The organism is Ornithinibacillus californiensis (assembly GCF_001038485.1).
GTDB classification, from domain to species: Bacteria; Bacillota; Bacilli; order Bacillales; family Amphibacillaceae; genus Ornithinibacillus; species Ornithinibacillus californiensis.
In genome coordinates this window covers 18735-39579 of record NZ_LDUE01000029.1, presented here as the reverse complement: position 1 = coordinate 39579, position 20845 = coordinate 18735, and the positions used below count along the sequence as shown (strand labels likewise).

Below are 20845 nucleotides of genomic sequence, written 5' to 3'. Positions count from 1 at the left end.
ATATCTATCAAAGGTAAAATCGACATTGTTATTAGTGCATATAACACGCCCCGGAAATATACTTCGCTTTCCGTGGGCGGCTGGTAAGCCAGGCAACTACTTGAATTTACTTCATTGCTGCCTTGCACCGAGGAAGCCTTCTGCGTAGCGTTACTTGCAGACGCAGGTGCATTCTCGGGGTCTCACCTATGCCTATCCTCCCACAGGAGTCTCCGTATATTTCCGGGGCTTATGTAGTGTTTATTCGTCTTTTTACTGCCTTTGATTGAGTTATGTCCCAACCTCGTCTAGCGAAGTTTATTTTATATCTTCAATTCAACTACCTTATGTAATTTAACCTGTTTGTTTCAAGCGTTTTTCCACTAACTAAACTAGATAGTTAACATTGATCCTCGTTCATCAAATGTAGAAGCGGGGTTAAAGGCTACTTCCCAAATATTATATTCTGGATCTGCAAAAGAAGCTGAACGGAACCCTCCATTACCATTGTTTGGTTCATTTAGGATTTTAGCTCCAAGACTTCTCACCTTTACAATTACTTCATCTACTTGACCCGGTTCATCTACGTTTATTGAAAAGGTAATCCCCTTGAAATACTTATTTGGATTTGGTATTTCAAGACCTGAGTCTTTTGCTAATTTTTCTATAGTCCATAAAGATAAAAGGACTCCAGCTGTTTGAAAGACAGCATAATCCGAATAGTTATGCCCCGATTCTTGCCAACCCAGATTTTGATAAAATTCGCGCATGGTGGAAAAATCATAACAACCAATCGTAACTAGGCTTACCCTTTGTAAGACCATCTCTTTCCCTCCTTATGCTTCTTCCAAATAACCAAATGCTCTAAATTGCTTTAACCTATCTACAGCTAAAATACCTTTCCAATAAGTCCTAGCAACTTCAAATTCCTGCGGGTAACTTCCCCACTCCCATGAAATATCCCATGTACCTTCATCTAACATCTGACTCAAGTAAAAATCTAAATTTTGCTCTACTAATGTATCTAGTCTATTGTATAAAGCATCACTAGGGCTTTGTACAAAATCTAAAGGAAGTGGTTCATAGCCTGATCCCCAAGAAGACTTATCCTTATTAATACAATCAAAAGCTAGATTCATTATATGTTCGGCTATTTGATAAAAAGAATAAGGTAATAGAGCTTCCAACTTAGATTGTTCTAGCTTAATAATTTTTATAAATTGTTGGAAGTTATTTATTTCATGCTTGTCCATTTCTCTTTGATTCATTAAATAGGTAACTGCATGTTTTATGGATTTCCACCCAATTTCTGCTGTCTTACTATCTGGATTTGACCAATGGATAAGATTGGCAGCTAGTTCTATACTCGGGTTAAATGACCAATTATCTTGCACTCCCTCGGTCCAATGCCACCATGGCGCATGGGGATAGTTATTCGTTTCCTCTAATATGGAAGCCCATTTCCCAACTCTATGGTCAAATGTATTGATTAAGTAATTTACCATGGATTTAACCATTGGTTCCTCTTTATCCGCTTCAATTTCCTTCAAAATTTGACCTGCTGCCCAAGTAGCCATTGGAGATGAACTGGGCAACCAAAAATCTGGCTCAATACCATGCCCAAACCCGCCATCATCATTCTGGAACTCTTTAAGACTCCTTATTACCGCATCTTTACTACCATCTTCAAATAAGTATTCAAAACGTGTAATTTCTAATTGACGACAGTTTTTTAACAGAAATTCTTTTGTGTGGCTCAACTGATTTGCTGATATCATATGCAAATGAATCTCCCTTTCTAATTTTTGTACATCCACTTTTTAATCCGTAAATATTTTACCATAAATATTCAAAAAATAATGAATAAACCACACAAAAAAGATGATTACCCATAGTTAGGTAATCATCTTTTCTTAAATAAGCTATGCTCTAGATACGTATTTACCATCTGCTGTATTAATGATGAGTTTATCACCAACGTTTACAAAGAATGGTACTTGTACCACTAAGCCGGTTTCAACTGTAGCAGGTTTAGAACCACCACTAGCAGTATCCCCTTTAATTCCTGGTTCTGTTTCAGTTACTTCCAGTTCAACGTTGTTTGGTAAGTCAATACCAAGAATTTCTCCGTTGTACGTAATGATAGCAACTTCCATGTTTTCCTTAATGTATTTTAATTCATGTTCTATTTGAGTTGAGGTAAGTTCGATTTGTTCGTAAGTGGCAGTATCCATGAATGCATGGTCATCACCAGATGCATATAAATATTGCATCTTCTTATGCTCTACGTGCGCTTTGCTTACTTTCTCACCTGCGCGGAAAGTTTTTTCTTGCACTCCACCATTACGAAGGCTGCGTAACTTTGATCTAACAAAAGCAGCTCCTTTTCCTGGTTTTACATGTTGGAAATCTATAACTTGCCATACATCATTGTCTAACTCAATTGTTAATCCTGTTTTAAAGTCGTTTACTGAAATCATAATTTTCCTCCTTAAATAAAGCCAATATTATAACTGAATAAGTTCTTTCGTTGAAGTTGTCAAGCGTTCATTCCCTGATTCTGTAATGATGATGTCATCTTCAATTCTACAGCCACCAACATTCGGAATATAGATACCAGGTTCCACAGTTACAACCATCCCAGGCTCTAATTTCAATTCACTACGGAATGATAATCCAGGACCCTCGTGTACTTCTAGTCCAATCCCATGTCCAGTAGAATGACCAAAGTACTCACCGTAACCTTGTTCCTTTATATAATCTCTTGTTAAAGCGTCTGCTTCAATTCCTGTCATACCTGGTTTAATACCATTTACACCACGTATCTGGGCTTCTAATACCGTATCATAAATTTTTCTTAGCTCATCACTAATGTCACCTACTGCTACTGTTCTAGTAATATCGGATACATAGCCTTCAAATAGTGCACCATAATCCATTGTTACTAGCTCTCCAGCTTGAATTTCCTTTGTAGAGGCAACCCCATGTGGCATTGCTGAACGGAATCCTGATGCAACAATTGTGTCAAAGCTTGATGCTGTTGCTCCCTGTCTACGCATGAAAAATTCTAGCTCATTGGAGATTTCTATTTCTTTCACGCCAGGCTTAATAAATCCTTGTATATGTACAAAAGCAGCATCCGCAATTTCTGCGGCCTTTTTAAGAATTGATAGCTCTTCCGGAGTTTTGATCAGACGAATTTTTTCAACTATTTCACTAGTTGGTACTAATTCAGCATCTAATAAATCATTATAACGATCATATGTAGCAAAAGTAACGTGGTTTTTCTCAAAACCTAGTCGTTTTACATTCAGCCTAGTTAATTGTGCCTTAACTTCTTCTTCAATTAACTTTTTATGTTCAATAATGGTAAAATCTTTTGCCTGTTCAGTCGCTTGTTCCGTGTATCGGAAATCTGTAATAAAGATAGCCTCATCCAAAGTAATTAAAGCGATTCCAGCAGTACCTGTAAAACCAGTAACATATCTACGGTTAATTGGACTTGATACCATTAACGCATCAAGGTTCAATTCCTGAAGTGATTGTCTAATCTTATTAAGTTTTTCCATCTCTTCATCTCATCCCTTTCCATTTGCTCACTAGCTTCATATGAAACAAATCTAAGTCTTTTTCTATTTGTTACGACTTTAACAGTTTACCATAAGTAGACAAGTTTGAATATTGATTTTGCTGATCAACATTACTTAGCGGTAGCTTTAGCTTCATTTTTGGCAACTGTTCTATCATGGTAATCAAATGAAATAGAATATCCAATGAAAGTCCCATATAAGATGTATAGACAAGCAGTAGATATAATTGATTGAACTTCCATTTCCCCAATACTTGGCACATTCGAAAAAATTGGTTGAAGTACAAAAAAGACAATTCCCCAAAGAATTAAACCATATACTACACCCATCCATAAGGAGTATATTTTTTTGAATATACCATAGTAAACTAGTGCTACTACAATGGATAAAATACCGATTAGGAGGATAGTTACTAATTCACCTAACCAAGTATCTGTCCACCCTGCTGTGGTCCAGGAGCGAAGAAGAAAAGACTTAGCTGAAACTTCCATAAAATTAAAATAATACATAAAAAGTCCTAATAGACTTGCAAAAATACCACCAATAAATCCGGTAAGAAGTGACCTACCTAAAATCGTTGATGAATCTTCCTGTTTATTTTGCTCTAATTTTTTATCTTCCAAAGCATCCACCTCCACTTTTAGTATTACCCACCCACCTAAAATGAATTACAGAAAATCCTTGAAATCATAAAAAGAAGGAGTTAAAAAAGAGTTGAATATTTTAAGTTAAGAAGGAAACAATTATACTAGTAATAAGAAGGGGTTATATCTATTAGATTCTTGATATAAAGTAATAGTTAGATTACATAGACGAAAGGAAGATTTTATATGAGGAAAAATTCTATTCTAAAGTTTATTATATATGCAATTGTTGGTTTAGCTGCATTAGGATTAGTTATGCAGTTATTCGGTAATACAACCAACTTTATATTAAATCTGTTCGTTACTGCCGTTTTTGGATTAGCTATCTTCGGAATATTGTATTACTTTGTATTAGGTGGTCGCCGGTCATCTTCTGATACCAAAAAATATAAACAAGCAGTGAAGCAATCTAAAACAAAATATACAACTAACCAGTCCTCATCCACTGTAAGAGGGCATGTTCAACCAAGTCCAATTAAAAAGAAAGTAAAAAAGCGTCCTTCCCACTTAAGAGTAATCGATGGAAATAAATCAAAACGTAAAAAGCGAGCTTCAAATTGAAGTTCGCTTTTTAATAGGACCATTGCTTTAAAAATTTCTCCGCTTTATCTCGACCACTTTCTATTAATTTTTGTTTCTCATCATTGCTAATCATGAAATCTGTTGTTTGAACATTTTCTACTGGTATAAAAATAATGTTGGACTTTTCGGATTTTGCAATATATCTAGCATCATGTGCTTGCTTCATTGTGGAGAATAGGGCATGTAGCATATCAAGGGCATTTTTAATTTGCTTTGGGCTATTTTGTTGTGGTGAGTCACTTAATTTCAGCCCTAGAATTGGTCGCATTCGCTTATTTGTCTCACTTTCGAATACCCATATCGGAAAGTTACTAAGTAATCCACCATCTACTACAATGCTTTTTGTTTTTCCCGCTATCTTTTTCGGCATAAAAAAATATGGAAATCCTGCACTCATTCGCACCGCTCGAGAGATTGGAAATTCACTCGGTTTTATTCCGTATACGCGTTCAAGGTCATCGGGTAGTACTACTAGTTTGCCTAATGATAAATCGCTTACAACTACTTTCAAGTAACCTTCGCTAATGTCGCTAAAGGTATAGACCTTCTTTTTTGCTAGCTGGTAGTAAATCCATTTTTCAAACTTATCCCCTTTGTATATTCCCATTTGAAAGTATAAGAAAAACCATTTACTACCTGGCATAATTTTAGTTAAACTTGGCGGGTCCAAAAAATCTTGTAAATTGAGATCATCTAGTAGCTCTCTAACTTCCTCTGGTTTATAACCAGCAGCAATAAATGCAGCCAAAATAGCTCCAGCAGATGTTCCAGCAACTCGTTCAAATTCTAGTCTTTTATCAGCAATAACCTCAAGAGCACCGATAAACGCATATGCTTTTACACCACCACCAGAGAAGACACCGTCTATTTTCATACCCTATCTCCTTATCGCCTTTTTCTCTATATGTAAGCGATAAGTGAACAAAATAGAACATTGTCCATTTAATTTACTGTTGATTGCGCTTTTGGACTTCCTTTAGGTCCTCTACCCTTTTCTGATCTTCTTTGAAATATTTAACTAGGTCACCAACTCGGTCAATAGAATTCCAACTAAGATGATGCTCTATCCCCTCGACGTCATTGTATATATTCTCTTTTTCTACACCAATGATTTCTAAGAAATCTTCTAATAGTTCATGACGAAACACTAATCTTTCGCCAACTTTTTTTCCTTTTTCAGTTAGGATAAAACCTCGATATTTCTCATATAGTAAATATTCGTCTTTGTCTAATTTTTGAACCATTTTTGTAACGGATGAAGGATGGACTTCTAATGTTTCAGCAATATCAGATACTCTTGCATATCCTTTTGATTCAATTAAATTATAAATGATTTCAATATAGTCCTCCATACTAGGTGTTGGCATCCTGTTCTCCTCGTTTCATAGAATATTTTTTCTTATAGGCAAAATTTTTTCTATATATTGAGGATACAGTAAAAAATCAATGGAAACAAGCCTTTAGGTAAGATCATTAATTTTCCATAGTCCTCGTAGAAGCCAGAACAGAAGGCGAAACGGTAGTAAGACAAGTTCAGGGATCCAAAATAACACATCCATTATAAAATCCCCAAAAGTGTATCGTTCTCCTTTACGATGTTTACGAGTGTTCTCCTTTTTCCTTCTCCACCAATTACTCATTATCCCATCTCTCCAATTGGATTATTTGTTATTACTTTTTACGTAAAGTCGAGTTGAAAGGTTTCAAGTATAAAAAAGACTACCAAACGTATCGTTTGATAGTCTTTCTTTTAAGTTTATAAGCCGCACTTAAGTTGTGCACCACAGCTTGTACAAGTATTACATCCACCTATATCCTCTACACTACCTTCACGACAAACAGGGCACGTATCGCCTACTTCAGAACCTATTGTTACGTCAGTAGATTTTAACTCTTGAATCGTATCCATTAATACTACTTTTCTTGGCTCGACTTGGTCCTCGAATAACTCCGTTTGTTCGAAGTTGTTTTCTTCTGCCTTTAATGTCAGTACTTGAGAGTCACGGCTTCCGTCTACATACACCGTGCCACCTTTTGCACCACCACGGTACAATCTTCTATATACGCCTTCCACCTGGTCAACTGTATATCCCTTTGGAGCATTCACCGTTTTAGAGATGGAGCTATCTACCCAGCGTTGGATAACACATTGTGTATCGGCATGCGCCTCTGGGGATAATTCCATTGCAGTAACAAACCATTTCGGCAAGTGGTTTGAATCTACGTCTGGATTTGCATCTAAAAATTCTTGAACGATATCAGCTTTTACTTCAATAAATTTACCTAGTCTTCCGCTTCTGTAGTAAGAGAAGGAGAAGTATGGTTCTAATCCCGTTGATACACCAACCATAGTACCAGTGCTCCCCGTAGGTGCAACAGTTAGCAAGTGTGAGTTACGAATTCCATATTTAAGAATATCTTGGCGAATATCCTCTGGCATTTTCTTCATATAGCCAGTATTGATAAATGCTTCTCGTAAATTTAGAGTTTCTTCTTCCGTTTCTCCTACTAAAAATGGAAAGCTTCCTTTTTCCTTCGCAAGCTCAATAGATTCTCTATAAGCTGTAGTAGCTATTACTTCAAAAACCTTATCTACTAATTCATTACCCTTTTCAGAACCATATTCTGTTTCACAATAGATAAGTAAATCATGTAGTCCCATTACGCCAAGCCCAACGCGACGTTCTCCCAAGGCCTGTCTCTTATTTTCTTCTAGGAAGTATGGTGTCGCATCGATAACATTGTCTTGCATACGCACACCAGTTTTTACTGTTTGTTTTAACTTTTCAAAGTCAACAGTCTTAGTAACTTTATTTGCCATTTCTCCAAGATTTACTGCTGCTAAATTACAGACAGAAAATGGAGCAAGAGGTTGTTCCAATTTGTTATCCTATCGGCTTTTTATCCAATAGTTCTTACAGTTGAATTCCTGCAAGTTCAGCATACATTTTCATTACACACTTGTTTCATGAATTTTAGTAATTCTTTCCTACCGCAATCTTCGCCAAATACTGCTTTAGAAATAACTCTACTATCTTGAACGCCATACAAGCTTTTGATCTCATCTAATAGAGGCTTTAGATTTGAATTGATCTTATTATATGGTGTACTAAGAACTATGTCCATATTATTTAATGACCAAAAAATAATATGTTTTTTAATATTTCTATGGATTTCATTTCTTTTGGTCATGTATGACTTAGTAGCTCTTTTAATAGCAGTAATCCCTGAGCATTCACGACTGCAGTATCTTTTGGTTGAAGTAATTAAAACAATAAAGGATTTTCCACATTCTATGCATTTTCTTTTTTCCCTTGGGGTTCTAATCTTCCCTTTTTGAGCTAATCCAGAATTTCTTAATCCTTCTAGCATCTTTTGCTTGGCTACTGAGTTTGACTCCCATAACCTTTTCGTATGATCACCTATCAACTTTTTCGTTTTCTCACTATGAGTCATGTTAAAGTGACCATTTAATTTACCAACAAAAGACTTGCTAATTGTTGTTTCATTGGAGTTTATCCATTCATGGATTGTTGAAGTAAGAGAAAAAGGTAACTCTCTATATAATTCGAGTAGTTCTTCGTAAGAGATTAATTCACAATAAATATTCAGTTTTTCCTCAATAGAATTAAGAGCTCTTTTTGCTTCAGTTTTTGCATTTTTATTTCGTGATTTTACTTCAACTATTTTCTGTAGATGTCCCTTTTCATCATAAATGAAGAAATCAGGTTTATATAATTTATAACCTACATCAATAATCTCAGCTTCATAGTCCCAAGGAATGCAATAATAATCCAGATACTTTGCATATGCATACTCATATGAACTTCTTAAGAAGTAGTTTTTATAGTAGCCGGAATATCCTCGATTCATGATAATACCCAACCCTTTATTTCTATATTCATGAAAGTAAAAAAATCATGTGTAATGTTGCGGTCTCGTGGATGGATTATATTCTCTAGTAGAGGTTCACCATCTATGCGTTGCCCCTGACTAAAACTTTACTTTTAGCCTTCGGTTCGGATTAGCACGTCTCAGCCTTCCCGCTTTATCCCGCAATGATTAACGTGAGGCAAACTAAGCAACTTTACCACACGGGTTTGTAGCAACCACCTGTTGACCATATGCCTTAGCATTAGTCATGTCATTTGCATTGTCTATGAAGAAGATCCCTGGCTCTGCAGAGTACGTAGCACAAATATTGATTAAATTCCAAAGCTCTTTTGCTTTGATACGACGATATACACGGACACCATAACCCATTTCTTCCCACTTACGTACATCACCAACATTGTGCCAGTTTTCGTTATATTCTTTCATTTCTTCTTCATTGTAATTTTCCACATCAGGGAACTTCAACTCATACCATGTGTCGTTCTCTACTGCTTCCATAAATTCTTTCGTAATACATACAGAGATATTAGCACCGGTAAGGAATTCTGAATTGTGAACAGAATATGTTCCACCAGTTCTTAGCTTGTCTTCCGCTTCCCTTATCACTTGATTAGTAAATCCGCCCTGACCAGGAATAGATTTATAGTTTAATATGCCTTGATATAGGTCGGACTCTGTTTCGGTTAGAGGAGTGAATTTCAATTTTTCTTGTGCAAGTTTTTTAATTTGCTCATCTTCTGTGTTTTCAATTAAGTATCTTAATATTCTAGGGTTTTGCATCTTGGAGATAATAAATTCGATAATATCCGGATGATAATCTACCAGCATTATCATTTGTGCCCCTCTGCGTGACCCACCTTGCTCAACCAAATGAGTCAATTTTGCAATATCATCTAACCAAGATACCGAACCAGATGATTTACCATTTACTCCTCTAGCTAGCGCGTTACGTGGACGAAGTGTGGATCCGTTGGTACCGACTCCTCCACCTCTACTCATAATCTCCATTACTTGCTTACGATGCTCTGAAATACCTTCACGGGAGTCTTTTACATATGGCATAACATAACAGTTAAAGTACGTTACTTCCGTGTCGGACCCGGCACCGTATAATACTCTGCCTGCAGGAATGAAGTTTAAATTGGCTAATTCTTTATAAAACTTTTCAAACGAGCGTTTACGAAGATCTTCCGTTGGCTCAACACTTGCAAGACCTGTCGCATTACGTTTAGCAATCTGTTCATAGAATACTTCTAGAGGTTTATCAATACTATCTAACCCTCTTTTAACAACGCCAGTCTCTGCTTCCTCGCCATCTAATACAGAAGCATAATCCGGTTCTACTTGAACAAGTGCCTCATTGTTTATACGATCAATAGATTTGATAAATCCTAATCCTCTAGCTGGAAACTTTGGATCCGCCTTAACCGTTAAAACAACAAAATCTCCTTCTTTTAATGTCTTTTTCTCTGTATCTTTAAAGGAATAGCGGTCTAGCATGACCAACCTTGATACACCCTTATGTAGTAATTTCATATCTGGTGTAATAGGGTGTACCTGTGGAAATTCCTTGATGTCTTCATTAAGCATATCCACATTAATATTCGTTTTTGATTCGACAACCGTAGACATTTTATCTCTCCTTTTGACATATAACTAATTCTATTAAACTAGAATTTTCATTAGTAATACCATACCATATTTAGGTAAACAATTACAATATGTTGTATGTAAATTTTACAAAAAACACAATATATAGTACAAAAGGCATAATAGGTCGTTTTTGTCAATAATCAATAATAAGCAAAAAGCTAAGAAAACGGATGATTTCAAGAGAAAATACAATGTAATTATACTAAATCCAAGAAATTCTACTATTGCCATTTTGAATGCCTATATGATATTGAAGAACCGGTCGACACTTTTCGACTTCTAAACTTCTATCATATCTATAGAAAAACTTTGATAAAAACAAGCATTCATCCTATAATAAGATAGTATAAAGTGAAAGACGGGGGATTTATAGATGGAGTATCTTTTATTAGCACTAATCATACTGATTGTTATACAAGTATTTCGTTACTTTAGACAACGAAATTACTTAAAAACATTAACTGAAGAACAATTCCGCGAAGGCTATCGCAAAGCACAATTAATTGATGTAAGAGAGCCACAGGAATTTAAAAATGGTCATATTCTAGGTTCTAGAAATATTCCAGTTACACAAATGAAGCAACGCTTAATCGAAGTTCGAAAAGATAAGCCGGTATATCTTTACTGCCAAGGTGGAGCGCGTTCTGCTAGAGCGGCTCAACTTCTTTATAAAAAAGGATACAAAGATATCTACCAATTAAAAGGCGGATTCAAAAAGTGGACTGGAAAAGTTAAAAGAGGATAATGAATCAAATAACGCCTTAGGTGCATTCACCTAAGGCGTTTCTTCTTATCCTTTGTAATAACGTAAAATTGGCTTTCTAGCAGCAGTTGTTTCATCCATCCGCTTCACAACCGTATTATGAGGAGCTTCCTGAACAATTTCAGGGTTTTCTTCTGCTTCCTTAGCTATCGTTAACATCGTTTCAATAAATCCATCTAATGTTTCCTTCGATTCTGTTTCTGTCGGTTCAACCATCAATGCTTCTTCCACATTTAATGGGAAGTAAATAGTTGGTGGATGATAGCCAAAGTCAAGAAGACGTTTTGCAATATCTAATGTACGCACACCTAACTTCTTCTGTCTTCTACCAGAAAGAACAAACTCATGCTTACAATGTTGTGGATATGGTAAATCATAAGCTTTCTCTAGCTTACGCATCATGTAATTTGCATTTAAAACGGCATACTCACTAACCTTTTTAAGGCCTTCGCCACCCATTGTACGAATATACGTGTAAGCTCGTAAGTTAATACCAAAGTTTCCATAATATGGTTTTACTCGCCCGATTGACTTTGGACGATCATATTCAAATGTATAGAAATCATCTTGCTTTATAATTAATGGTTTTGGTAAGAATGGTTCTAATTCCGCTGAAACCCCAACTGGACCTGAACCAGGACCTCCACCACCATGTGGACCAGTGAATGTTTTGTGTAAGTTAAGATGTACAACATCAAATCCCATATCTCCAGGACGGGCATAGCCCATAATCGCATTTAGATTTGCTCCATCATAATAAAGCTTACCTCCAGCTTCATGTACAATTTCTGCCATCTCTAGAATTTCCGTTTCAAACAATCCCAATGTGTTTGGGTTTGTTAACATTAATGCGGCTGTATCTTCCCCTACTACCCGCTTTAAGTCCTCTAGATCAACTAATCCTTTTTCATTTGATTTTACTGTGACAGCTTCAAAGCCGGCAACAGTTGCAGAGGCTGGGTTCGTACCATGTGCTGAATCAGGAACGATTACCTTTGTACGATGGAAGTCTCCATTAGCTTCATGAAAGGCACGAATCATCATTAGTCCTGTCCACTCACCATGAGCCCCAGCAGCTGATTGTAAAGAAACACCAGCCATTCCTGTAATTTCCTTTAAAGATTCCTGTAAGTCATACATCATTTCAAGAGCGCCTTGCACCGTCTTAGGGTCTTGGTACGGATGGATATGGGTAAATCCTTCTAGACGTGCAACATCCTCATTTATTTTTGGATTATATTTCATCGTACAAGAACCTAGTGGATAAAAGCCTGAATCGACCCCATAGTTTCGGTTCGATAATCCTGTATAATGACGGATAATATCTAGTTCACTCACTTCTGGTAAGTCAGGAGCCTCTTGTCTAACATAATCATCCGTTAACTCCGCTTCCAAATCCACCTCTGGAACATCAATGTCTGGTAAGTTAAAGCTAACTCTTCCCTCTTTACTTCGTTCAAAAATTAATGGAAAGTCTTGATTACTCATGGATATCCCCCAATTCCTTCACAAAAGCATCAATATCATCTTTTGTACGAATTTCTGTTACAGCAACTAACATATGTCCCTCAAGTTCCGGATAGTAAGTCGATAAATCGTAACCTCCAATGAAGCCTTTCTCCAATAATTGATCATTCGCAACGCTGACAGAAACAGGAAGCTTTACAACAATCTCATTAAAGAATGACCCTTCCGCTACAACTTCCAATCCTGCTTCAACTAATTTTCTCTTAGCATATCGTGCTTTTTGCATATTAAGCTCAGACATTTTTCTTATTCCATGCTTACCGATGGAACTCATAGCAACAGCACTTGCTAATGCATTCAGCGCTTGATTGGAACAAATATTTGATGTAGCTTTATCACGGCGAATATGCTGTTCCCTAGCTTGCAAGGTTAATACAAATCCACGTAGACCATTCTCATCTTTCGTTTGACCAACTAAACGGCCTGGAACTTTACGCATTAATTTTTCAGTTGTAGCAAAATAACCACAATGTGGTCCACCAAATTGAGCTGGAATACCAAATACTTGCGTATCCCCTACAACGATATCTGCACCAAACTTCCCAGGTGGTGTTAAATATCCTAGTGCTAGTGGATTACTAGATACGATGAACATCGCTTTTGGTTGTTCATCTAGTAAGGCTCTGAGCTCTGCTAATGGTTCAATTTGACCAAAGAAGTTAGGATATTGAACGACAACACTAGCTGTATTCTCATCTAGTTCACTTGCTAATTGTTCTAAATTCGTGCGACCGTTTACATGATCAATATAAACGATTTCTAAGTTTTGACCTTTTCCATATGTTTCAATAACAGCTTGGGATTCTGGATGTATAGCTCTTGAAACTAATACTTTTTTCTTTCTCGTTTGGCCAGCACTTAAATTAACCGCTTCCGCTAGCGATGTACCACCATCGTACATAGAAGAGTTTGCTACTGGCATTCCTGTTAATTCGGAAATCATCGTTTGAAATTCAAAGATTGCTTGTAATTCCCCTTGAGAGATTTCAGGTTGATAAGGTGTATAAGCCGTATAAAATTCAGATCTAGAAATTACATGGTCTACAACAGAAGGTATAAAGTGATCATATACACCTGCCCCAAGGAATGATGTATATTCTTTTACGTTATAGTTTTTGTTGGCCATTTGAACAAGTTCTTTTTTAAGCTCATGCTCGCTAGTTGGTGTCTTTAAATTTAAGTCTTGCTTTAGTCTAACCTTTTCAGGGATATCAGAGAACAATTCATCTGTTGAAGAAACACCAATTGTATCCAACATCTCTTTTTTGTCTGTTTCAGTCATTGGTAAATAACGAAAATCCACAATAATTCCCTCCCTATTAATCTTTCTTTAAAAATGTTCTAGGAATAACACTAGCACGAAGACGACGTTTTCTTACTTGAACTTCAAGTTCTGTGCCTTCTTTAGCAAATTCAGTTTTAATAAATGCTAAACCAATATTCTTCTGTAAGGTTGGGGATTGCGTGCCTGAGGTTACAACACCAATCTCCTCTGCGCCAGCAAATACTTCATATCCATGACGAGGAATTCCTTTATCTAACATTTCTATACCAACAATTTTACGTTTTGTACCACTTTCTACTTGCTCTTTTAAAACGTCTTTCCCAATGAAATCCGCTTCTTTATTTACCTTTACCGCAAAACCAAGACCAGCTTCAATTGGTGTGATTGTAGCAGATAATTCTTGACCGTATAATGGTAGGTTAGCTTCAAACCGGAGCGTATCTCTTGCCCCAAGCCCTACAGGTAGGAGCCCTTTATCACTACCAGCTTCAAGTATAAGGTTCCATAGACCTGGTCCATCCTCTTTCGCGATGTATAACTCAAAACCATCTTCACCTGTATATCCAGTCCTAGACACTAAGGCAGGAGATTGTATTCCATTAAATTGAACTTCTTGTTCAAATCTAAAAAACTTAATTGCACTTAAATTTGTGCTAGTAATTGTTTGTAATATTTCTTCTGCTTTTGGACCTTGTAAGGCAAGCTGTGCATATTCTGATGATACATTTTGAATGGTTACTTCATCAGACGAAAGATGATTATTTTTTACCATCCATTCATAATCCTTCTCCGTATTAGCAGCATTAACAACAACTAGATATCGCTGTTCATCAAGCATATAGATTAGAAAATCATCTACTGTACCCCCATCTTCATAGCACATAAACGCATATTGTGCTTTGCCTGGTACTAATTTGGATACATCATTCGTAGTCACATATTGCAAATAATCAAGGGCTTTTGGTCCTGTTACCATGATTTCGCCCATATGGGAGACATCAAACAAACCTGCTTTTGTTCTTGTAGCTTCATGTTCTTCTTTGATGCTAGAAAATTGGACAGGTAAATCCCATCCTCCAAAGTCAATTGTCTTTGCCCCAAACTTTTCATATTCAGGATAGATTGGGGTTCTTTTTAGTTCACTCACATTTCCCACTCCCTTTTTAAATTTTCTAACTTTTAACCATAAAAATAGAGACAGTATTAAAGGAAAACTATCCTTAAAAATACTGCCTCTGTCCTGTAACCAGAAAGTTTAGCACCTTTTATATTGAAAGATGCGTGCATCGTGGGTGGTTTACTATGTAAACACTCTCCAGAGGTGCGTCCTACAAGAGTTCTTTTGCCTGAGAGATTCGCGTATCTGCTTGCTCCTTCGGCGTTACTAAATCGATGAACGATTAGTAATCTCTCCCCTTGTAATCATTCGCTTTTATGAAATTCTCACTTTTGGTTATACTATGTATCAAAACGCTTTTGTTACTTTAGATTTCGCTACCATTATACCATACAACTATTAAAATGTATCCTTTATATTTATTCGATTATGAAACTACTGATAAAGGAAGAATAGAATGAAAAATATAGATATTATTCATGAAACAAGCTTTATTGACACACTAGAGGAGAAGTTAGACCAAGATGGTCCTTTTTCGTCTTGGGAACTTTTTAAAATGGCATATGATGCTGAACTAACAACCATTACGAAGGATTTTCATGGTTTACGAGCTTTGGAGTTTTTACCACATATGAATTTTCTACCACATCAAATAGAAACTGCAAAACAAGCTATAGAAGAGATGAATGGTCGGGCAATACTTGCTGATGAAGTTGGTTTAGGAAAGACAATTGAAGCAGGACTTATTTTAAAAGAATATATGATTCGTGGCTTAGTGAAAAAGATCTTAATCCTTGTTCCTGCTTCTTTAGTAAATCAATGGGTGAAAGAACTAAATGAAAAATTCTTTATACCTGCTGCCACCTTTCGTAAACATTATCCTTGGGATCAATATGATATTATTGTTACTTCTATTGATACAGCTAAACGCTCGCCACATCGAGAAGCAATTTTAGATATCAATTATGACTTAATATTGATTGATGAAGCTCATAAGATAAAAAACCATAAAACGAAAAACTATGAATTTGTTCGCGCACTGAAGAAAAAATATTGTCTATTACTCACTGCAACTCCTGTGCAAAATCAGCTAATCGAAATTTTTAACTTAGTTTCTATCTTAAAGCCTGGTCATTTAGGAAATTATGAATCATTCTTAGAGAAATATGGTAGAGACCGTAAGAAAATCAATCAAGATGTGTATTTAAAGCAGTTAGTACAGAAAGTTATGGTGCGAAATACAAGAAAAGATACAATGCTAGATAATGCGAAACGTCACATCGAAACCGTCTGGGTTGATTTCACGCCAGAAGAATATGAAGTATATAACGAGCTAGATCGAACCTTTCAACCCTTTTCGTCCTTTTCTAAGATTACATTTTTACGAGAGCTATGTTCATCGAGAGAGGCATGTTTTCTTTCCTTACAGAAATTTGCGAATGACGAGGAAAATCAAGGAAGAGAAGTGTTACTGCCAATCATTGATAAAATTGGCCAGTTGCCTCATCATGCAAAAGCTCTAAGAGTTGTTGAACTAATTAAACAAATTGGGGATGAGAAAGTAATTATCTTTACAGAATATCGCGCCTCTCAGTTGTATCTCCAATGGTATTTACAACAGCATGGAATTACTTCTGTTCCATTTCGTGGAGGCTTTAAACGAGGGAAAAAAGATTGGATGAAGCAACTGTTCAAAGATAAAGCACAAGTATTAATTGCGACAGAAGCAGGTGGAGAAGGTATTAACTTGCAATTTTGTAATTATATGATTAATTATGATCTTCCATGGAATCCAATGCGACTTGAACAACGTATTGGAAGAATCCACCGATATGGACAAGAAAAGGATGTTTACATCTATAATTTTGCTATTCGACACACGCTTGAGGAACACATCATGAAACTACTTTATGAGAAAATTGCTCTGTTTGAAAAAGTAATTGGACATTTAGATGACATTCTAGCTGAATTAAATATTGATAGCTTTGAGGGGGAAGTAAAAGCCATCATGAATGAATCTTCTTCCACAGGTGAAGTGAAGATTAAATTGGATAATTTGGCATCTATTATTCAACACACGCATCAGAATACATTCCAAGAGGAGTCTCACTATGGCAATTAATCTCAATTCCTTCTTAGAAGACTATTTTACAGCTCATCATTGTGAAATCTTATCCAATCAAGATGGCGTTCTTAAAGTTCAACTAAATGAAAAAATGGATCGAGCACTAATGAACAGACCGTTTTATTGGCATTATATTAAAAAAATGGGACGGGATGGCGACCCGATGCCGCTTACTCTCATAACGAATCAAGATTCACTTGAGGAACAAGGGGAACGTATACACTTTGGAAGCCCTAGGTTACAACAGATTTTAAACCATTTAAAGGAACATGAACGGTATACCAGATTATTCGAAGTTGTTCACGCTAACGAAAATACAGCCTTACATCCGTGGCTAGTTGTTAATATAAAGATTAGTTACATTGGTAAACTTAAAAAGGATGAGGTATTTTCGATTGGTCTCAATTTAATTAACGGAATCATGAAAACAGAAATGATGGATTCCTTGCTGGACAAAGATTTTCAAGCGCAGATTTCCGATTATTGCTATACAATCACGCCGCTTATTAAACTGAAGAGTGGTTATAACCGAATCTTCTCTGTCATAAATCAATATATTCATGACACGGAACACGAATGGGCAAAAGAGTCCCTAGAAGAGTTGGAGACGGAAGTTGATTTACTAAAGCACTTTTACGAGGGTGATCGTGATGAAGATCTAGATCAGATGGAAAAGGAATTGCAAGACTTAAATGAACGATATAAACCTAAGATACAATTGAAGGTTATTAATGGTGGTATTTTTTATCTCTCAACAAAATAAGGATGTCTCACAAGGGTCTGACGAATTCATTACATGGGTTATGTCAGACCCTTCTCGCTTGAGACACCCTCATTCTGCTCGCTTGAACATTGACTTAATCGCTACAGGCAAAACACCAAACCATCTATTTCCAATTGTAGGACTATGTCGTTGAGCTTTTTGTTCCATTTTCCTTTGTTTACGCTCATCCTTAGGGAGATCCATATACGAAACAACTTGCTGTGTCATAAACTTTACATAGTCATTTCCTTTGATACTTATCACCTCTTTTTGCAAGGATTATTTTTATTCTTCACCTTCCAAAATCCCTTTATACCTACATATGTCTATTATTTCCTGAACGAGTTCTTCGACAGAACGATTATCACAGTCAATGGTATAGTCAGCACACGCTTCATACATCTTTACCCGGATAGAAAACAAAACATCGGTCTGACTTCCTTCTTTCCACAACGGTCTCGACTTATCGTTTGCAAGCCGAGTTTTTATAATATCTAAAGAAGTTCTCAGATAAATAATAATGCCGTTATTTTTCATGAAGTGTATATTTTCACTACGTTCTACAATCCCCCCGCCAGTTGAAATAATAGGAGCCTGCCTTGTTAATTTTAGGGCATCTGTCTCATACGACCGAAATGCATCTTCCCCTTCCTCTTTAAAGATATCTGATATGTTATAATTCATTTCTTCAATCAGATTATCTATATCGATATAGTTCATATTAAGTGTTTTACTCAAATGTCGGGCAACTGTTGTTTTACCACTACCCATAAAGCCAATTAAAAACAATTGCTTCATAAAAAATACCCCTTAAAAAATTTTTTTGTAAAAAAAAGAAGGAATTAGCAATTTAGTGTCGAAAGAAATATATAAACAAATTGGGAGGTGTTTTATATTGAACACAGTTGAGAGTCTCTCAGAAAAGATCATTACCACTGCCATTAACCGACAAGCCACTGATATCCACTTCTATCCCTTCGAATCAGATACAAACATCTATTTCAGAATTCATGGTAAGCGAATACTATATCAGTCCATCCTCACATCACTTTACGATTCATTGCTCACTTATTATAAGTTTACATCAGGAATGGATATTGGTGAAATAAGAAAACCACAAAACGGAACAATTTCTTACCCTACAGCATCAACAAAATACTCCTTACGTCTATCCACGCTCCCTGTCAACCATTTGGAAAGCCTTGCTATCCGTATTCTTCCGCAGGATCAAACCCTTTCACTTGATCAACTCTTTCTCTTTAAGCATCAATTAAATAGAATAAAAAAATGGATGGATACGAAAGCTGGATTAATCTTGTTCTCTGGTCCTACTGGTAGTGGTAAAACAACTACACTTTATGCATTACTGGAGTCAGCCTTGAAAGAGGAAGCCTTCCAAACCATCACTCTTGAAGATCCTATAGAAAAGAACATTCAAAATATCCTCCAAGTCCAAGTGAATGAAAAAGCTGGCATTACCTATCAAGCCGGCCTAAAAGCCGCTCTTCGACATGACCCGGATATTATTATGGTAGGTGAGATACGTGATAAAGAAACTGCACAATTTGCTTTTGAGGCTTCGTTAACGGGACACCTAGTCCTAAGTACCATTCATGCAAAGAATACACAAGGTACCATTTATAGGCTTTTAGACATGGGAATAACACCGATGGAATTAGAGCAATCACTTATCGGGGTTTCCTCGATTCAATTACTACCTATTCGTACAAATAAACCTCAAGCACAACGAGCAGCTATCTTAGAGATACTAGATGGAGAACTATTAAAACAAGTCATTAGGGGAAAAGAAATCAATCTTAATCAATATATACATTCCTTTGATTATTTACGAAAGAAGGCATTGCGATATGGATTTATTTCAAAATCTACGTACGAAAATTTTTAAGCCCAGAGTACGAGCGGCTATCCAATTAAATTTTTTAAAGAGACTTTCTAGATCTTTATCAAATGGATATTCCATGTTATCTGCGCTAGAAACATTAAAATGGGATAAAAATCTATATTATCTCGCAGATGAGGTCAGCAAACATCTTAAAAATGGGCACAGCTTGGATTTCGCCTTAGATAAGATGCATTTTCATCCTATTATTACGAATTACCTTTATTTTGCTAAGGATTACGGTAACTTAGAAGAAAGTATTGAGAAGTGTCTTGTACTCTATGAAAGAAGATTAGAAAACACGAAGAAGTTCACGCAAGCTATTCGATACCCCATTATACTTATCATCCTTTTCTCCATAGCCTTCTTCTTTATTCAACATCAGGTCCTTCCCAATCTCTTAAACCTCTTTCAACAGAATGAACAAGACGCTTCAGTTATTCAACTTGTAATCAATATTTCCTCTATATCGTATTATAGCGTCATTATGTTAATACTTGTTTGCTTATTGACAATGTGGATTTGGCATTTCATTAAAAAAAGAGTACCTATAGAAACGCAAATCCACATCTATCGTCTAGTCCCCATTTACCGCAGCTATGTAAGACTAAACACTTCTTTTCTATTTTCTACTCATGTTGAATCTTTACTAAAAACAGGGTTGTCGATTAAAGATGTAATTGCAGTCCTCTCCACACAACAAAAACTACCAATTATTATGTACTATGCAAAGCACTTAACCAAGGGACTAAATCAAGGGATTCCTCTTGGACATATAATGGGACAGCTTAACTTTATCAGTCCACAACTTGCTTCCATTTTTCAAAAAAACAGTAATAGTGACACCTTAGAAAAAGATTTAGCAACCTATTCCAGTTTTCTAACTGATGAGCTAAATGAAAGAATTGTGAAGGTAATTACTTATGTTCAGCCAATCTTCTTCATTTTATTAGGTTTAATTATTATATTGATTTACTTATCACTAATGTTACCAATGTATCAATTCATAGAAACCATTTAAGG

At 36.1% G+C, this 20845-nt stretch carries 20 protein-coding genes, 2 pseudogenes and 2 riboswitches; of the genes and pseudogenes, 6 read left to right on the top strand and 16 right to left on the bottom strand.

From position 1 onward, the window contains the following. Positions 1-371 precede the first annotated feature (371 nt). From TE34_RS07280 to TE34_RS07260, 5 genes are all read right to left on the bottom strand, one after another. Positions 372-803, bottom strand: a complete 432-nt coding sequence (locus TE34_RS07280) for a VOC family protein (protein WP_047984159.1) — start codon at positions 801-803, stop codon at positions 372-374. Between the two features lie 12 nt (positions 804-815). After that, positions 816-1757, bottom strand: a complete 942-nt coding sequence (locus tag TE34_RS07275; protein ID WP_047984181.1) for a hypothetical protein — start codon at positions 1755-1757, stop codon at positions 816-818. A gap of 144 nt (positions 1758-1901) precedes the next feature. Continuing rightward, entirely contained in the window at positions 1902-2459 is a 558-nt protein-coding gene (gene efp, locus TE34_RS07270) for an elongation factor P (RefSeq protein ID WP_047984158.1), read from the bottom strand. A 27-nt stretch (positions 2460-2486) separates the two neighbouring features. Further along, a complete protein-coding gene (locus TE34_RS07265) occupies positions 2487-3548 on the bottom strand; it encodes a M24 family metallopeptidase (protein ID WP_047984157.1) in 1062 nt (353 codons plus the stop codon). 131 nt (positions 3549-3679) lie between these two features. Further along, positions 3680-4201: a YqhR family membrane protein gene (locus TE34_RS07260; RefSeq protein WP_330218305.1), complete on the bottom strand. Its 522-nt coding sequence runs from the start codon at positions 4199-4201 to the stop codon at positions 3680-3682. A gap of 198 nt (positions 4202-4399) precedes the next feature. Between TE34_RS07260 and TE34_RS07255 the strand changes: the two genes are divergently transcribed. Beyond that, positions 4400-4774: an SA1362 family protein gene (locus TE34_RS07255; RefSeq protein ID WP_047984155.1), complete on the top strand. Its 375-nt coding sequence runs from the start codon at positions 4400-4402 to the stop codon at positions 4772-4774. Positions 4775-4784: 10 nt separating this feature from the next. Here the strand turns inward: TE34_RS07255 and TE34_RS07250 are convergent, their stop codons facing one another. The 6 genes and pseudogenes from TE34_RS07250 to TE34_RS07225 all read right to left on the bottom strand — a co-directional run. Next, positions 4785-5669, bottom strand: a complete 885-nt coding sequence (locus TE34_RS07250) for a patatin-like phospholipase family protein (protein ID WP_047984154.1) — start codon at positions 5667-5669, stop codon at positions 4785-4787. A 73-nt stretch (positions 5670-5742) separates the two neighbouring features. Beyond that, a complete protein-coding gene (mntR, locus tag TE34_RS07245; protein ID WP_047984153.1) occupies positions 5743-6162 on the bottom strand; it encodes a transcriptional regulator MntR in 420 nt (139 codons plus the stop codon). Positions 6163-6255: 93 nt separating this feature from the next. Then, the gene (locus TE34_RS07240; RefSeq protein WP_047984152.1) at positions 6256-6435 is read right to left on the bottom strand and encodes a hypothetical protein; all 180 of its coding nucleotides are present in this window, start codon (positions 6433-6435) and stop codon (positions 6256-6258) included. A gap of 116 nt (positions 6436-6551) precedes the next feature. After that, positions 6552-7673 (bottom strand): annotated as a pseudogene (locus TE34_RS07235) (vitamin B12-dependent ribonucleotide reductase); the annotation flags it as partial. 59 nt (positions 7674-7732) lie between these two features. Next, positions 7733-8668 carry a PDDEXK family nuclease gene (locus tag TE34_RS07230; RefSeq protein ID WP_047984151.1) on the bottom strand — a complete coding sequence of 312 codons (936 nt, stop codon included), beginning with the start codon at positions 8666-8668 and terminating at the stop codon, positions 7733-7735. A 213-nt stretch (positions 8669-8881) separates the two neighbouring features. Then, positions 8882-10321 (bottom strand): annotated as a pseudogene (locus TE34_RS07225) (vitamin B12-dependent ribonucleotide reductase); the annotation flags it as partial. 394 nt (positions 10322-10715) lie between these two features. On the opposite strand from TE34_RS07225, the gene TE34_RS07220 reads away from it, so the two are divergent. Next, positions 10716-11087, top strand: coding sequence for a rhodanese-like domain-containing protein (locus TE34_RS07220; protein ID WP_047984150.1), 372 nt, complete (start codon positions 10716-10718; stop codon positions 11085-11087). Between the two features lie 45 nt (positions 11088-11132). Here the strand turns inward: TE34_RS07220 and gcvPB are convergent, their stop codons facing one another. From gcvPB to gcvT, 3 genes are read right to left on the bottom strand one after another with little or no spacing between them, the layout of a single operon-like run. Continuing rightward, positions 11133-12593: an aminomethyl-transferring glycine dehydrogenase subunit GcvPB gene (gcvPB, locus tag TE34_RS07215; protein WP_047984149.1), complete on the bottom strand. Its 1461-nt coding sequence runs from the start codon at positions 12591-12593 to the stop codon at positions 11133-11135. Continuing rightward, a complete protein-coding gene (gcvPA, locus tag TE34_RS07210) occupies positions 12586-13935 on the bottom strand; it encodes an aminomethyl-transferring glycine dehydrogenase subunit GcvPA (protein WP_084710651.1) in 1350 nt (449 codons plus the stop codon). The genes gcvPB and gcvPA overlap by 8 nt, the downstream gene beginning before the upstream one ends. Positions 13936-13951: 16 nt before the next feature. Continuing rightward, a complete protein-coding gene (gcvT, locus tag TE34_RS07205) occupies positions 13952-15064 on the bottom strand; it encodes a glycine cleavage system aminomethyltransferase GcvT (protein WP_047984148.1) in 1113 nt (370 codons plus the stop codon). An 85-nt stretch (positions 15065-15149) separates the two neighbouring features. Continuing rightward, positions 15150-15239: riboswitch (glycine riboswitch) on the bottom strand. 2 nt (positions 15240-15241) lie between these two features. Continuing rightward, a riboswitch (glycine riboswitch) is annotated at positions 15242-15343 on the bottom strand. 148 nt (positions 15344-15491) lie between these two features. Here gcvT and TE34_RS07200 point away from each other — a divergent pair. Together TE34_RS07200 and TE34_RS07195 are read left to right on the top strand one after the other, a co-directional pair. Next, the gene (locus TE34_RS07200) at positions 15492-17156 is read left to right on the top strand and encodes a DEAD/DEAH box helicase (protein WP_047984147.1); all 1665 of its coding nucleotides are present in this window, start codon (positions 15492-15494) and stop codon (positions 17154-17156) included. Then, on the top strand, positions 17146-17922 hold the full coding sequence (locus TE34_RS07195; RefSeq protein ID WP_047984146.1) for a YqhG family protein: 777 nt from the start codon (positions 17146-17148) through the stop codon (positions 17920-17922). Before TE34_RS07200 ends, TE34_RS07195 begins: the two co-directional genes overlap by 11 nt. Before the next feature lie 69 nt (positions 17923-17991). On the opposite strand, the gene TE34_RS07190 is transcribed toward TE34_RS07195, so the two are convergent. Next, entirely contained in the window at positions 17992-18177 is a 186-nt protein-coding gene (locus TE34_RS07190) for a YqzE family protein (RefSeq protein WP_047984177.1), read from the bottom strand. Positions 18178-18207: 30 nt separating this feature from the next. Next, complete coding sequence (locus TE34_RS07185; protein WP_047984145.1) at positions 18208-18720, bottom strand: shikimate kinase; 513 nt, start codon at positions 18718-18720, stop codon at positions 18208-18210. Positions 18721-18817: 97 nt separating this feature from the next. Between TE34_RS07185 and comGA the strand changes: the two genes are divergently transcribed. Together comGA and comGB are read left to right on the top strand one after the other, a co-directional pair. After that, complete coding sequence (gene comGA, locus TE34_RS07180; protein WP_047984144.1) at positions 18818-19828, top strand: competence type IV pilus ATPase ComGA; 1011 nt, start codon at positions 18818-18820, stop codon at positions 19826-19828. Continuing rightward, complete coding sequence (gene comGB, locus TE34_RS07175) at positions 19791-20843, top strand: competence type IV pilus assembly protein ComGB (RefSeq protein ID WP_047984143.1); 1053 nt, start codon at positions 19791-19793, stop codon at positions 20841-20843. Before comGA ends, comGB begins: the two co-directional genes overlap by 38 nt. The last annotated feature ends 2 nt before the right edge of the window (positions 20844-20845 follow it).

Excerpts from the sequence above, each read along its gene's own strand:
- TE34_RS07280 (WP_047984159.1), bottom strand. The coding sequence starts at position 803 with ATGGTCTTACAAAGGGTAAGCCTAGTTACGATTGGTTGTTATGATTTT.
- TE34_RS07195 (WP_047984146.1), top strand. The coding sequence starts at position 17,146 with ATGGCAATTAATCTCAATTCCTTCTTAGAAGACTATTTTACAGCTCAT.
- TE34_RS07185 (WP_047984145.1), bottom strand. The coding sequence starts at position 18,720 with ATGAAGCAATTGTTTTTAATTGGCTTTATGGGTAGTGGTAAAACAACA.
- TE34_RS07265 (WP_047984157.1), bottom strand. The coding sequence starts at position 3,548 with ATGGAAAAACTTAATAAGATTAGACAATCACTTCAGGAATTGAACCTT.
- TE34_RS07255 (WP_047984155.1), top strand. The coding sequence starts at position 4,400 with ATGAGGAAAAATTCTATTCTAAAGTTTATTATATATGCAATTGTTGGT.
- efp (WP_047984158.1), bottom strand. The coding sequence starts at position 2,459 with ATGATTTCAGTAAACGACTTTAAAACAGGATTAACAATTGAGTTAGAC.
- TE34_RS07200 (WP_047984147.1), top strand. The coding sequence starts at position 15,492 with ATGAAAAATATAGATATTATTCATGAAACAAGCTTTATTGACACACTA.
- TE34_RS07230 (WP_047984151.1), bottom strand. The coding sequence starts at position 8,668 with ATGAATCGAGGATATTCCGGCTACTATAAAAACTACTTCTTAAGAAGT.
- TE34_RS07250 (WP_047984154.1), bottom strand. The coding sequence starts at position 5,669 with ATGAAAATAGACGGTGTCTTCTCTGGTGGTGGTGTAAAAGCATATGCG.
- comGB (WP_047984143.1), top strand. The coding sequence starts at position 19,791 with ATGGATTTATTTCAAAATCTACGTACGAAAATTTTTAAGCCCAGAGTA.
- mntR (WP_047984153.1), bottom strand. The coding sequence starts at position 6,162 with ATGCCAACACCTAGTATGGAGGACTATATTGAAATCATTTATAATTTA.
- TE34_RS07275 (WP_047984181.1), bottom strand. The coding sequence starts at position 1,757 with ATGATATCAGCAAATCAGTTGAGCCACACAAAAGAATTTCTGTTAAAA.
- TE34_RS07220 (WP_047984150.1), top strand. The coding sequence starts at position 10,716 with ATGGAGTATCTTTTATTAGCACTAATCATACTGATTGTTATACAAGTA.
- gcvPB (WP_047984149.1), bottom strand. The coding sequence starts at position 12,593 with ATGAGTAATCAAGACTTTCCATTAATTTTTGAACGAAGTAAAGAGGGA.
- TE34_RS07240 (WP_047984152.1), bottom strand. The coding sequence starts at position 6,435 with ATGAGTAATTGGTGGAGAAGGAAAAAGGAGAACACTCGTAAACATCGT.